This window comes from Bacteroides sp. L008, from assembly GCF_040812255.1.
Classification (GTDB): domain Bacteria; phylum Bacteroidota; class Bacteroidia; order Bacteroidales; family Bacteroidaceae; genus Bacteroides; species Bacteroides vicugnae.
In genome coordinates, this window is the sequence record NZ_JBFNXO010000002.1 from 1,235,196 (window position 1) to 1,247,585 (window position 12,390).

Sequence of the window (12,390 nt, forward strand, 5' to 3'; positions counted from 1 at the left end):
TGCCTCATTTATAAAAGCATTGTTTATTATAAAAGAAAAACAGATGAAATTGATTCGACTGATCGCTTCACCGGTATTGATGTATATATTAGCGGGACTTTATGCCCTGATATTGGCGGTAGCCACTTTGGTGGAAAACTCTTATGGTCCTGCCGTTGCCCGTGAATCTTTTTATTATGCTCCCTGGTTTATACTGTTGCAGTTGTTGCAGGCAGTCAATTTATTGGCTATGTTTCTTCAGGGAAACTATTTTAAGAGAATTAGTAAAGGCAGTCTGATTTTTCATGGAGCTTTTCTTTTTATCTGGTTGGGGGCTGCTGTCACTCACTATGTAGGGGTGACGGGTATCATGCATATCCGTGAAGGGGAAACGGCAAATAGCATGATGAAAGAGGAAGGAACAGGGATGGAAAATGCTTCCTTGCCTTTCTCTGTAACTCTGAATGATTTCCGGTTGCAGCGCTATCCGGGTTCTCATAGCCCGATGTCTTATGAGAGTGACCTGGTGATTAAGAGAGAAAATGAATCTCCTTTACAGGCAACCATACGAATGAATAAAGTGGTTGATGTGGATGGTTACCGTCTGTTTCAGTCTTCATTCGATTCTGACGAACAAGGTACCGTGTTATCTGTGAGCTATGACCGTCCCGGTATGCAGCTTACATATGCGGGATATTTCCTTTTACTGGTAGGTTTTGTCTTGACATTGTTCAGTAAGAAATCCCGTTTCGGGCGGTTGCGCAGAGAATTGGGAGAAATGAAAAAGAATACCCCTTTCTGCTTATTGCTCTTTCTGGCTTTATCCGGCATCTCCAATATGCAGGCATTGTCTGCACAACAACCGGTTGCCTCTTCACAACAATCTCTCCTCGTTTCGCAATTACCTTGTGTTTCTTCCTCACATGCCGAAAAGTTTGGCAGTCTGGTAGTGCTTAACCCTAACGGACGCCTCGAACCCGTCAACAGTTATACATCTGCCATTTTACGCAAATTGTATGGAGCCGATAAACAGAATGGCATCAATTCAGATCAATTCTTTTTGAATCTACTTTCTTTTCCCGATGAATGGGGAGCTTTTCCTTTTATCAAAGTTGATAATAAAGAACTTCTTCAACGCTTCGGCAGAGATGGCAAATACATTGCCTGGCAAGATGTGTTTGATGCAGACGGTAACTATATCCTGACGAATGAACTGAACACAATTTACGCTAAACCGGCTGCGGAGCGAAAACGTTTGGACTCGGATTTATTAAAACTGGATGAATCGGTAAACATCGTATATCGCATCATGCAACACCAACTGTTACCGCTTTTTCCGGATGGAAACGATTTGCAGGGAAAATGGTATTCACCGGGTGATGACTTGAGTGCTTTTCATGGGAAAGATTCTCTATTTGTAACTAAAATCATGGACTGGTATATCTATGAGCTAGGAAATGGAGTTCGTTCTAACAACTGGAAGGAAGCAGACAAGGTAGTTGAAATGATGAATGTCTACCAACAAGCAAAGGCTAAAGTTCCCGCTATTGACAACCGGAAAGTGAAAGCCGAACTTCTCTATAATCAACTGGATTTATTTTTCTGGTGTCGTCTGGCTTACTTGATTTTGGGTGGCATCCTACTTTTCATTGTCTGTGGAGAGATTATTGCAGACTTTAAATGGGGAAGAAAAATTAGCAGTGTTCTGATTGCTCTTCTGGCAATTGCTTTTCTCACACATACGGCAGGTGTCTTGTTACGTTGGTATATTTGCGGACATGCCCCTTGGGCAAATGCTTACGAGTCGATGATATGTACTTCCTGGATGCTGGTAGGTAGCGGACTCCTGTTTGCCCGCCGATTCCGTATTCTTCCCGCATTGGCAGGACTATTGGGCGGAATCATGCTTTTTGTAGCAGGACTTAATCACCTGAATCCGGAAATTACTCCTTTAGTCCCGGTACTTCAATCTTATTGGCTGATGTCTCATGTCGCTATCATTATGATCGGTTACGTCTTTTTTGCTCTTTGTGCGCTGACAGGGTTGTTTAATCTTGTATTGATGAGTTTACTTTCCGCCACCAACCGGGTGAAACTCTTGTTCCGCATCCGTGAACTGACGTTACTGAATGAAATGGCAATGATTCTTGGTCTGTTCTTTATGACTGCCGGAACATTTCTTGGAGCTATCTGGGCAAATGTCTCCTGGGGTAGATATTGGGGATGGGACCCTAAAGAAACTTGGGCATTGATTTCAATCGTTGTCTATGCATTGGTGCTTCATATCCGCTTTATTCCCCTCCTGAAAGGAAAGACCACCTGGTGTTTTAATCTGCTTTCCGTTGTTGCCGTCCTTTCGGTTATAATGACTTGGTTTGGAGTGAACTACTATTTGAGCGGTCTGCATTCTTATGGAAAAACCGAAGGAGGAGATTTCTTGTTGTGGATCTGGGGATTGGGAGTATGTCTCGTACTTGTTTTAGCGTTGTTTGCCCGCAGACGTTTAAAGAAACTCTCTGCCACATTTTCATCTTTCTTTTAAGTATTATACGGGGAGAAACAAAAATGTGGCAGATCATATAATCAATGACTTATCTCTGAAAATAGCCGAAAATAAGAGAAGTTTACAGGAAACATATACGGAGTTTCTGCTTTTTTCGGAAGGAAAACTGCATTTTATTGCCAATTATTTGAATTTCAGTATTTTGATTGTTCTATTGTCGTGTTTCCATCCTTTTTCTATTTCTGCATATTGTTCCAGTTCTTTGGTTGTGATCCCTCGTCCCGTATTCAGTCCCATCTTTTTATATACTTGTTTCAGCATACTTTTCACTTCCTGAACGGAAAGCTCCGAACCTATGGGAAAAGTACGTTGGATAGAGCTACGCATCTGTCCTGATTGTTTAATCGTATGTTCACTGCTTACGTTCAATGCAGTCCGTAATTTATTCTCATTATAGTCAGATTCACGAATGAAATCTCCTCCAAATCGGCAGAAACAATCGTATATATACCTGTCATTGGTCGTAGTAAGCAGATTTCCCAGCATACGTTGGTAGCGTTTTTGTACTTTCTTGTCAGTAGTGCGGCTCATCTTCTCCATTTCTTCCAGCTTACGGACGATCAACTCTGCCCGTTTCTTTTTTGCCAGGCGATGCTGGATTGCCATACGTTCATTATCCGAAACCGGCATGAGACGTTCTTCATGAGAGAATATAAAATAATCGGTCTGTTGATAGGCACTGCAAAGCAGATCGGTGGACGTGTATAGTCGCTTCACTTGCTCTTTCTCATATAAATTTGCTATTAGAAACGGATCAGGTTTTCCATTCGCATCCAGATAGGGGAGATATGAATTTTCTCCGATAGCTTCCTGCAACAGAGTACGTTCACCAATATTGGAGGTTTGTGCCAGTTGAGTTTTCCATCCGTTGAAGATATGGGAAGCGCCTTGTATCCAACTATCAATCTCATTGGTTGACATACATTCCAGATCCGGGCGGATGGAAGCAATATGTGTCACGGTATTTACTCCCCCTCGGAATCGTCCGATGATTTGAATGGCTTCGGTAGTAGGATCGATAACCGATTGGGTTGCGCCATGCAAATCACTGATGAGAATCACATGTGGCGGGTTTTTACATAAGATATCCACCGCGGAGTAGAAACGTGAAGTGAAGAAGTTGTAACGTTCCAGTTCGGTAATCATCATTGATTTTTTGCGTCGGTTGCCTTTCCATAGTTTGTATTGTCCGTCTTCACTACAAAAAGTGCAGGCATTGTTCAATTCGGGAATCAATCGGTAGAAACTATCTATCGAATCGATACTGTTGCAGAAGATGCAGACCGTGCCGCGTTTCGCTTCAATCACCTCCTGCAACGTTTCCAGAACATTGTTGGTAGTGATTAGTTTCAGCTTTTGACGATATTCGTAATCCGGCTGAATCAGTACCCGCATGAAACTGTCGAAGCGATTGTCTTTTTCGGGTACGATGGGAGTGGCCGAAATCAATGCCTTATGCTGAAAATGGAAAAAATCATTCATCGGTTCGCGGATAGAATCACGGTAATGCACGTCCTGCACTAGCTTTTCACATTCATCAAACAAGATGAAACACTCTGTATACATATCTATATTTACAGCCAGCATGGCTTCTTTGATTTTGGTGAAGCCTTCGGGAGTAGTCAACAGTTTGTAATGTTTGTCTTGGTTCTTCTCCAGAAAGTCTGTGATTTGCCGGACGCTGACTCCTTTATAGATAGCCAATGAATTTTTGTGTACCTTTGCTTTAGACTCAATAACAGGTACGTTGGGCTCAATAATGATAGACTTTCGGGGTGCCGTCAATTCGCAGTGTGTAGCTCCCAATCCGGGAAGGAGTTTATTAATGATACAATTGGTCGGGATGAAGTCTTTGCCGGCACGTTTCAATGCATCCGCAAAGTATTCACCTTTTCGGATGGAGTAGATTCTATCGTATTCCATGTTGTTTTAGTATTTTCGTTTGTTGTGTCTTTCCGGATTATATTTCTCGAATCCGGCTGCTGTTATCGCTTTTTTCAAACGTTTTTCGGCTTTGAATACAACATTCTTCACCTCTATGGATTCTGCACGGTGGTGTTCACCTGGTTCTTTGTCTTCGCAGAAACTGCCGTTCAGAGAAAAACTGCCGAAATCATCCAGATTGACAATATTTCCATCTTTCAGAATGGCCTCTATTCCCTCCAGTACCATACTTAGATTTTTGTATGCGTCGCCTTTGGTGATATTGTTTTTGTCAGCTAAGTATTCAACAAAAGCTTTGGTATCCAAAGTGTCCCATGATAATAGTTGTACCCGTACATTCGTTTCTTTGTCGCCGGTAAAAGTATCCGCAAAACGAGTGGTTTTATAAAGTATGCTCATAAATCTAATTTCTTTTAGATGACTATTATGTATTGCAGTTGAGTAAATCCAGAAATGGACTTGTGTAACTGGGTGGTTGCACAAGTATAGCTGAATGGTTGCTCAAGTGCAACAGATTAATTCATGCGGATGAATTTGCTAAAAGATAAGGGGGAATTATTAATATATCGAGTAGAACTAATTACATCTTCCTTATGAATTGGTAAAAACATCTTGTCGATTAAGACAGTACAAAGATAGGGATAATAATGTTTATTCTATTTAAAGAAGTATAGAAATTTATATATTAGTAGATAATATAAGAAATACAAACAATATTGTTCTTCATTCGTAAGAAATATGCAGATTATATTATTATACTCTTTTTAGAGGGATATGCTAATTTATGTCCTCTTCCTATCTATCTCGTTTTCACATTTTCTGTCATCAAGAATAGTACCATTGTCTATATCTTCATTATATTTTTAAACAATACTCTTCATAATAAGTGTCATTCTTATAATTGTTTTGTCAATTTTGTGACTTTCTCTCTAATGTCAAGTCTTGATCAGATAGATTCCTCTTAATCATAAATATTCGTAGTACTTTCATTGAATAATCTATACATGTGTGGATTGGCGGAATAAAAGCTAATCTAATGGAAGAATGTGATGAGCGAAATTTAATATTAAAAAATAGAAATGATTGAATTATGGCAAACAATGAAAAAATATGGGCAATAGCGAGAAACGCGGCATTTCGGGTTGATTTTATAACAAATGGAAGAGAATTGCATTTGTACACGACTGCGATTTATTCTGCTATGATGTGGGGTTGGGGCAAACGTATTGAAGAGAAAGAAAAAGAAGCCCTGCAAAATGACAAGTTAATGAAGTAATAACACTAAAAACTAATATGATGATTAATGACTTTTTTAGAATAGGAGAATTGATATCTGTACATATACAGAAATCTGAATTAGAGAGGAAAGAAGCAGAGCTGGCTACTCCAATGCTTACTGACTTGGAACATATTCCGCAGATATTCGAATGGTTCTGCGAATTATCTGGTGATAGTGGAGATGGAGGTAAACTTAATACTGATAGAAAAATGCAATTTCTTATTATCATTATGTTCTTTTATTCCCCTATTAGCTTGACCGGGCATAGAATACCAAATGGCATCCGGGATATATTGACGGAATTATTAGGTTATAAGTCTAAGTCCGCAGTGTCCAATCATTTAAAAAATCTGGTACCCACTTATGATAATTATAGAATGTTTAGAGAAGAGGTAGATCTTCTTTATGCCAGTATACGGAGTCGTTTAGAAGATCGGGGAATGTTGCCTTACATTCTTATTTTGTGACTTTTGTTGAGATGTCACGGCTAGGAGGACTGAAAATAGCTCCGTTGTTAATAATGGCAGTACTTTTACCATCGAATTAGAAAACAAGATTTCTGTAGAAACTGCAAAAAAGAAAAAATCAAAAGCTAGCTTTTTTTATATATAAATTATTAATTAAAAATTTAAACAATTTGAATTATGGCACAATTATCTTGGGGAAAACCCACCATTGAGTTTGGAAAATGTGGAGCTAACGGAGCTGCACCTACAACATGGACAAAACTTGCGTACGATCCGGTTGAAAGTTCAACCAAACTTACTCCTACTAAAGGCGAAAAGAAAGAAGCTAAAGTAGAAGGAGGCGAAAATGAAGCTGTTAAGTATGCAAGAAACACCTATGCATTCGAGTTTGAAATCCGTGCAGCGAAAGGCCGTCAGAAACCGATCGAAGATTCAGATGGAGTAGTTGAGGGCGAATACGCTTTCCGCCTTACTCCGGAAGATGCAACTTGCGAAGGTATTCTGATAGAGCGCTCTGTAGTTTCTCTCGAGGAATCTTATGACACTGCCGAGGGTAAGAAATGGAAATATACCGTAGACGTGTTGAAACCTAACGAAGGCGATCAGGTGAAACCTTACACACCTTCTGCTGAAGAAGGAAAGTAATTTTATTTTTTTTGTTAACGAAGAGCGCTAGTGCTGGCCACAGCGCTCTTCTTATATAAATATATTGCTATGAGTTTTAATAAAGAGATGGAATTAAGTATATCCGATGCTATTATTGAGAAACCTATTCGTTTTAGTGTTGGCAAGTCTAAATTATGCCTTTATCCGCCCACGCTTGGAAAGATGCAAATATTGAAGAATCTGTATTTTTCTATGGATGTGAATATGAAGCTTTTGTCAATTAATCCATTGGCTGAAACGTTGAGAGTCTGTACGGAGAAATCAGATATAGTTTGTCAAATTATAGCTTATTCTACGTCCGATGGTAAGAAAAGTGTTTTAGATATAGAGAAAATTCTTCATCGTGCCAAGTTTTTTGAGGATAATATATCGGTGGAGGACATGGCTACGATTCTGACTATTATTCTTTCAAATGACAAGATTGAAGAGTTTATTCAGTATTTTGGGATAGATGCCGACCGGGAAATGAAGACTCAAATCAGTCGGATTAAAGGGGAAGGTAGTAGTATCACTTTCGGAGGAAAAAGTATCTATGGACTATTAATTGACTTTGCTTGCCAGCGTTATGGCTGGACAATGGATTATGTGCTTTGGGGAATTAGTTATGTGAATCTAAATATGCTGTTTGCAGATGCTATCACCACCGTGTATCTAAGTGATGAAGAACGAAAAAAACTGGGACGTGGTGATGGGAGAATGGTTGATGCAGATGATCCTAAGAATAGGGATTTGATTAGGAAGATGATTAGTGAATGATGTCTTGGATATTATAGCCTACATCTCAAGTATTAATAGTCTACACATTGAGTATTAATACTTGAGATGTAGATTATATGCATTTTTAGTTTTTCGGTGTATACATTATGATAATGCCAGACGCTCCGATTGATAATGAAACAAATTTATTATAATTGCTGCTATTTCCATCAATAAAATAGAAAACATCTTCCTTTTGAAATGCAGCCTGGTATCTTTCTATCAAAAAATCCATAATAACAGAACTGTATGAGGATTTCACTAATGCTCCAGCTCCGTTCATTTTGCCATCCTTGAAAGCATATGCTATTTCGCTTGCTGCGCTTCCGCTATTACCACGATATTTGATTGTTGTGCTTGTTTCGGATAGTAATTCTCTATTTTCTCTTCCTTTTAATTCTGCTTTTGTTATTCCGAAATCTAAAATGGGTTCGCTATAGGTGTTATATTTAGGAGCAACTTCTACTGCACATTTTACTTCTTCAGTACCGTTAGAAGCTACAATAAATGTTTTTCCTACATGCTTCCCTTCAATTACTCCATTTTCATTTACGCTGGCAACAAAATCATTTTCTGAAGTCCATTCAACTTTCCCTGATGCTTTTAGCTGTTCAGTTGTTTTATAATTCAGTGTGACAGTGGATTTGTTCAATGATAGTTTAGCGTTATCATCATCGCTGCTACATCCATACAAGAACAGAAATGCCAATACAGGTAATAAAAATAATACTTTTCTCATGTTTTTATGTTTTTATTTGTAAATAATAATTTTATTAAAACGATTCTATATAAAGAAGTTATATCAGATTCATTACTAACAAATCCATTTTACAGCTTCTTCCATATTTAGGCTTTGAAGATTTATTGCCATCCGTGTAAGTGATTACTCCGTCATCTGTAACAGATTCAGCACTTTTGCTATTGTCGATACTCTTGTTTTCATTCACGAAGATATATACAAAGCTTATTTTGATATTTCTTTTTCGTAATTTTTCCATTTAGTGTACATGTTTACGTGATTTTTTTATTTAGTTAATTCGTCATCTTTTGAATAATTAGTTATCAATATAGGCAATAGAGCCAATAGGAAGAGTTCTTTTTTCATTGTTTTATATTTGAAATTAGTTTTGTTTGAGTAATATTTTTTTTAGTTTTGGAGTATAAATCTGTTTGTTTTATTGTATTAATAATTATGTAATTATTTCCTGAGACAAAGGTAGTGATATATTTTCTAATTTAGTCGTTATTGAAAAAAAATATATTAAATCTTCCACTTTTGTATAAGTGATAGGTGTTTGTTGTGTATATATGTCCAAGATATTGGCTATATATACACAACGTGCTGGATATATATGTCCAATACGTTGGACATATATGCGCAGTATGTTCAAAGTTAATGATGTAATGGATAGTCCCCAAAATATCAGAATCCTGTTTTTCATTTACACAAAATTATGAACAGTGCTTTCTAAATAGATTGATGCCATAACTTTTAGTTATTTTATCGATTTCGTTTGTCTTATTTGTTTTTACTTGTAGCTTACCTTCTTGTCCTTTGTGAGTAGGTTCTTATAAACGGAATAATCAACTTCGAAATATGTGTAGTCTATTAGCTCTGGTAAGGCCTTAGGATATAAAATGAATCGTACAACGTCCTGACCGTCAGAATCTGTGATACGTTTCAAAACTATAAAATTAATAGGTGGATAGTCTTTTTTCCATTCTTTGTTAGCATATTCTTCTCCGTATGCTCTTTTATTGGATTTATATAGTGTTTCTGTGGCAGAGAGAAGCGTTTCTCCTAAACTCAAAAAGAATGGAAATGAGTATTCTGCGTGTCCTTTATACATACTATGGTAGAAGCGTGGTATAATTGAGAGTGTCTGATTGGTAGCAAGCGATGATAAATGGCTATAATCATCATCAGAAAGTAATGCTGCCATTATTGTTCGTGAATACATCCATTCTTTTTTCAATGCAGGATAGCGCCAAGAATATCTATAAAAGTCCAAAAAAAGATAACGCTTATTATTATATTCTCCTATGAATATGCTGTTGAAATTTTCGATAGCTACTCCTTCGCCAAGATATATGCGTTTTGTGTTTTTGCGACTTTCCCAGCGTCCCGTTTTACTGTTTTGTTGCCAATATAGGGCAGATTTTATTTCTTTAGATTTATAAGATAGCGCTGTAGGATCACTATTAGTTCTGCTTTGGGCATTGCCAACTAAAGAGACTATAGTAGCTATAAATAGAAGAAAAAATACTTTTTTCATGGAATTATTTATTTTCAGAGTTATGGTGATGAGACATACACATAATTGTTCTTTTGTTTTTATAATACTTTATTTAGAATGAATTATTTCTTATTTTTTCAGTATCTTCCATTTGTTTTCGTACTTCTTTAATTTCTTTCTCTGTCATAACATGCTTCTTTTGGGGGAATCTGTTATTATCTATATATACATGGTAGTAGAATTTGACTTCACCGCTTAATTCTCCTAATGCTATTGTTATCGTCTTATCTCCTATTTGAAATTTAGCGTATTCAAACTCTTCACCGGAATTAAATTCGGAGATATTGACTTTACTTTTTTTATATGAAGGTTCTCCATATTTTTCTGTGAAATTTTTAATAAATATATCACAATCACTCACTAGATCATTAATACCATTTGCTGTCAGATAATTTGATTCGATATATATTCTATATAATTCATTTTCTTTGAATTCAGCCTCAAAAGCAGCCAGGTTATTTAATCCAAACGCTCTTTTAAAATTTCGTTTGCGTTCGAATTCCATAGTAATGCTGTCATAATATTTATCTCCGCCTTTGAATGTTTCGGTGGCTAATACCTCTTTCATGCTCATTCCAAATTTAGCATCTCCCCACGCAATTAGAGCAATTGAGTCGTTTCTTACTTTCTTTAAAGAGTCTTGTATTTCTTTATTCCTTATTTCTGCTGCTGTGAGCTGTGGATTTGATTCTTGAGATACTACTTGTTCTTTTGGTTTTTGGTTACAACCGATTGTTAGTAATATTGTTAAAAGCAATAATGATACTTTTTTCATGGAATTATTTATTTATAGTTATAATAATGGAGTATAATCATGATTGTTCTTTTGTTTTTCTAATACTTTATTTAGAATGAATTATTTCTTATTTTTTCAGTTTCTTCTTTTTGTTTTTGTTCTTCTCTTTTTTCTTTCTCTGTCATAACATGCTTCTTTTTGGGGAACTTGCTATTGTCTATATATATATGGTAATAGAATCTGACGTCACTTCTTAGTTCTCCTAATTCTATTGCTATCATCTTATCTCCTATTTGAAATTTAGCATATACAAAATTTTCTTCGGGATTGAATTCAGAGATATCAATCTTACTATTTTTATATGAAGGAGCTCCATACTTTTCTGTGAACTTTTTGATAAATATATCACAATCCTTCACTAAATCATCAATTCTACTCGCTGTTAGATATTTTGATTTGATATATATTCTGTATAATTCCTTATCCTTGAATTCAGCCCAAACACCTGAAGGATTTTCTAATCCAAAAGCTTTTTTAAAATTTTGTTCGCGACTGAATTCCATTGCAATACTGTCATCGTATTTTTTTCCCCCTTTAAACGTTTCAGTAGCTAATACCTCTTTCATGCTCATCCCAAATTTAGCATCTCCCCATGCAATTAGGGCAAGCGAGTCGTTTCTTACTTTCTTTAAAGAGTCTTGTATTTCTTGATTCCTTATTTCTGCTGCTGTGAGCTGTGGATTTGATTCTTGAGATACTACTTGTTCTTTTTGCTTTTGGTTACAACCAATTGTTAGTAGTATCGTTGTAAGTAGTAATAATATTTTTTTCATGATTTCATTATTAAATAAGAACAACATATGACCAATATTGAAACATAATTGTTCTTTTGTTTTTCTAATACTTTATTTAGAATGAATTATTTCTTATTTTTTCAGTTTCTTCCATACGTTTTTGTTCTTCCCTTTTTTCTTTCTCTGTTTGAATGTGTTTCTTTTTGGGGAATTTATCATTTTCTATATATATGATGTAATAATATTTATGCCCAGAACTTCTTTCTCCTAGTTTAATAGTAATACTTTTGCTCCCTATTCGGAATCTTGCATATGTAAATACTGTGCCAGCTTCGAAATTTAAAATATTGACTCTGCTGCATTGATAAGATGGATTCCCGTATTTATTAGTGAAATTATTAATGAAAATATCACAATCTGCTACTAACTCCTTAATTTTATCAGCTGTTAATTTGTATGATTCAATTTCTATTTTAGTCAATTCGTCTTCTTGAAAATAAGCCTCTAATTGGCCTACTGATAGATTTAAATTGAAGATTTCTTTTAGCTTCCATATTTTATCAAAATCCATAGAAATTGAATTAAAGTCCTTGGAGGAATATTTGTATCCGTTTTTGAAAGATTCTGTTGCTAAAACTTCTTTAATGCTCATTCCGAATTTAGCGTCTCCCCATGCTATTAACGACAAGGAGTCAGTTCTGATTTGGTTCAGCGAGTCTTGTATTTCTTGATTTCTTTTTTCCACTCTTATAATAGAATCTGAATCTTGAGGATTTATTAGTCCTTTATTTTTATGATTGCAGCTAATTATAAGCAATATAAGTATAAGTACTGTTGCTATTTTTTTCATATAGTTGTTTTATTTATGAATTTGTTGCAAATGTACGGAATATATTTTGAAATGGATGA

At 36.0% G+C, this 12,390-nt stretch carries 13 protein-coding genes; 5 read left to right on the top strand and 8 right to left on the bottom strand.

Annotated elements, in window-relative coordinates; all coding sequences use genetic code 11:
* Positions 1-43 precede the first annotated feature (43 nt).
* Positions 44-2,521, top strand: a complete 2,478-nt coding sequence (ccsA, locus tag AB3G73_RS23740; protein ID WP_367745713.1) for a cytochrome c biogenesis protein CcsA — start codon at positions 44-46, stop codon at positions 2,519-2,521.
* 144 nt (positions 2,522-2,665) lie between these two features.
* On the opposite strand, the gene AB3G73_RS23745 is transcribed toward ccsA, so the two are convergent.
* Together AB3G73_RS23745 and AB3G73_RS23750 are read right to left on the bottom strand one after the other, a co-directional pair.
* Positions 2,666-4,465 (bottom strand): hypothetical protein, encoded by a 1,800-nt coding sequence (locus AB3G73_RS23745; RefSeq protein ID WP_148364434.1) that lies wholly within the window; start codon positions 4,463-4,465, stop codon positions 2,666-2,668.
* Positions 4,466-4,471: 6 nt separating this feature from the next.
* The gene (locus AB3G73_RS23750) at positions 4,472-4,885 is read right to left on the bottom strand and encodes an HU family DNA-binding protein (protein ID WP_367745715.1); all 414 of its coding nucleotides are present in this window, start codon (positions 4,883-4,885) and stop codon (positions 4,472-4,474) included.
* 691 nt (positions 4,886-5,576) lie between these two features.
* Between AB3G73_RS23750 and AB3G73_RS23755 the strand changes: the two genes are divergently transcribed.
* The 4 genes from AB3G73_RS23755 (at position 5,577) to AB3G73_RS23770 (ending at position 7,654) form a co-directional block, all read left to right on the top strand.
* Entirely contained in the window at positions 5,577-5,762 is a 186-nt protein-coding gene (locus AB3G73_RS23755) for a hypothetical protein (protein WP_148364436.1), read from the top strand.
* A 17-nt stretch (positions 5,763-5,779) separates the two neighbouring features.
* Positions 5,780-6,232 (top strand): hypothetical protein, encoded by a 453-nt coding sequence (locus AB3G73_RS23760; protein WP_148364437.1) that lies wholly within the window; start codon positions 5,780-5,782, stop codon positions 6,230-6,232.
* A 177-nt stretch (positions 6,233-6,409) separates the two neighbouring features.
* Positions 6,410-6,877 (top strand): hypothetical protein, encoded by a 468-nt coding sequence (locus AB3G73_RS23765; protein ID WP_148364438.1) that lies wholly within the window; start codon positions 6,410-6,412, stop codon positions 6,875-6,877.
* Between the two features lie 69 nt (positions 6,878-6,946).
* Positions 6,947-7,654 carry a hypothetical protein gene (locus tag AB3G73_RS23770; RefSeq protein ID WP_148364439.1) on the top strand — a complete coding sequence of 236 codons (708 nt, stop codon included), beginning with the start codon at positions 6,947-6,949 and terminating at the stop codon, positions 7,652-7,654.
* A gap of 85 nt (positions 7,655-7,739) precedes the next feature.
* Here AB3G73_RS23770 and AB3G73_RS23775 read toward each other — a convergent pair whose 3' ends face one another.
* From AB3G73_RS23775 to AB3G73_RS23800, 6 genes are all read right to left on the bottom strand, one after another.
* Entirely contained in the window at positions 7,740-8,393 is a 654-nt protein-coding gene (locus tag AB3G73_RS23775; RefSeq protein ID WP_148364440.1) for an Ig-like domain-containing protein, read from the bottom strand.
* A 58-nt stretch (positions 8,394-8,451) separates the two neighbouring features.
* The gene (locus tag AB3G73_RS23780; protein ID WP_259022482.1) at positions 8,452-8,652 is read right to left on the bottom strand and encodes a hypothetical protein; all 201 of its coding nucleotides are present in this window, start codon (positions 8,650-8,652) and stop codon (positions 8,452-8,454) included.
* Positions 8,653-9,183: 531 nt separating this feature from the next.
* Complete coding sequence (locus AB3G73_RS23785) at positions 9,184-9,930, bottom strand: hypothetical protein (protein WP_148364442.1); 747 nt, start codon at positions 9,928-9,930, stop codon at positions 9,184-9,186.
* A gap of 73 nt (positions 9,931-10,003) precedes the next feature.
* Positions 10,004-10,726: a hypothetical protein gene (locus AB3G73_RS23790; protein ID WP_367745716.1), complete on the bottom strand. Its 723-nt coding sequence runs from the start codon at positions 10,724-10,726 to the stop codon at positions 10,004-10,006.
* 71 nt (positions 10,727-10,797) lie between these two features.
* A complete protein-coding gene (locus tag AB3G73_RS23795) occupies positions 10,798-11,520 on the bottom strand; it encodes a hypothetical protein (protein ID WP_258979768.1) in 723 nt (240 codons plus the stop codon).
* 76 nt (positions 11,521-11,596) lie between these two features.
* Complete coding sequence (locus AB3G73_RS23800; protein ID WP_148364446.1) at positions 11,597-12,331, bottom strand: hypothetical protein; 735 nt, start codon at positions 12,329-12,331, stop codon at positions 11,597-11,599.
* Positions 12,332-12,390 lie beyond the last annotated feature (59 nt).

Bases quoted from the DNA above. Each gene is read 5' to 3' on its own strand.
- AB3G73_RS23750 (WP_367745715.1), bottom strand. From the start codon at position 4,885: ATGAGCATACTTTATAAAACCACTCGTTTTGCGGATACTTTTACCGGC.
- AB3G73_RS23780 (WP_259022482.1), bottom strand. From the start codon at position 8,652: ATGGAAAAATTACGAAAAAGAAATATCAAAATAAGCTTTGTATATATC.
- ccsA (WP_367745713.1), top strand. From the start codon at position 44: ATGAAATTGATTCGACTGATCGCTTCACCGGTATTGATGTATATATTA.
- AB3G73_RS23765 (WP_148364438.1), top strand. From the start codon at position 6,410: ATGGCACAATTATCTTGGGGAAAACCCACCATTGAGTTTGGAAAATGT.
- AB3G73_RS23790 (WP_367745716.1), bottom strand. From the start codon at position 10,726: ATGAAAAAAGTATCATTATTGCTTTTAACAATATTACTAACAATCGGT.
- AB3G73_RS23775 (WP_148364440.1), bottom strand. From the start codon at position 8,393: ATGAGAAAAGTATTATTTTTATTACCTGTATTGGCATTTCTGTTCTTG.
- AB3G73_RS23770 (WP_148364439.1), top strand. From the start codon at position 6,947: ATGAGTTTTAATAAAGAGATGGAATTAAGTATATCCGATGCTATTATT.
- AB3G73_RS23795 (WP_258979768.1), bottom strand. From the start codon at position 11,520: ATGAAAAAAATATTATTACTACTTACAACGATACTACTAACAATTGGT.
- AB3G73_RS23755 (WP_148364436.1), top strand. From the start codon at position 5,577: ATGGCAAACAATGAAAAAATATGGGCAATAGCGAGAAACGCGGCATTT.
- AB3G73_RS23745 (WP_148364434.1), bottom strand. From the start codon at position 4,465: ATGGAATACGATAGAATCTACTCCATCCGAAAAGGTGAATACTTTGCG.
- AB3G73_RS23760 (WP_148364437.1), top strand. From the start codon at position 5,780: ATGATGATTAATGACTTTTTTAGAATAGGAGAATTGATATCTGTACAT.
- AB3G73_RS23800 (WP_148364446.1), bottom strand. From the start codon at position 12,331: ATGAAAAAAATAGCAACAGTACTTATACTTATATTGCTTATAATTAGC.
- AB3G73_RS23785 (WP_148364442.1), bottom strand. From the start codon at position 9,930: ATGAAAAAAGTATTTTTTCTTCTATTTATAGCTACTATAGTCTCTTTA.